Raw genomic sequence first — 581 nt, forward strand, 5'->3', positions numbered from 1 at the left:
ACCGTGACGGTCGACGACCAGAACGGCGGCACCGCCTCGCAGGACGTCACCATCACCATCAACGGCACCAATGACGCACCGGTGATCACTTCGGGCGTGCAGTCGGGCACGGTTGACGAGCAGGCTGACCTTGCGCCGCTCGCCGACGCCGATCCGGCCGACGTGACCGGCACCATCACCTTTGACGATGTCGACCTGTCGGACGAGCCGCAGGCTTCTGTGACCAACAGCGTGGTGACGACGGCGACGCTCGCCAATGGCTATGTGCTGACGGCTGGCCAGGAAGCCACGCTTCTCGGCGCCTTCAGCCTCGATGATCTGCTCGATGGTGTGAGCAACTCGACGTTCGGCGACGGTTCGGGCGAGATTGCCTGGACCTATGACGCCACCAATGCGGCGATCGACTTCCTGGGCGAGAACGACCAGCTGGTTCTGACCTTCACCGTGACGGTCGACGACCAGAACGGCGGCACCGCCTCGCAGGACGTCACCATCACCATCAACGGCACCAATGACGCGCCGGTGATCACCTCGGGCGTGCAGTCGGGCACGGTTGACGAGCAGGCTGACCTTGCGCCGCT

General features: G+C 64.9%; 1 protein-coding gene. It reads left to right on the forward strand.

Annotated features, from left to right (window positions below):
• Positions 1-581 (forward strand): VCBS domain-containing protein (locus O4H62_RS26290; protein WP_269391848.1); only part of this gene is annotated, 581 nt, incomplete at both ends.

This window comes from Parahoeflea alexandrii, from assembly GCF_027214025.1.
GTDB lineage: Bacteria > Pseudomonadota > Alphaproteobacteria > Rhizobiales > Rhizobiaceae > Hoeflea > Hoeflea alexandrii_A.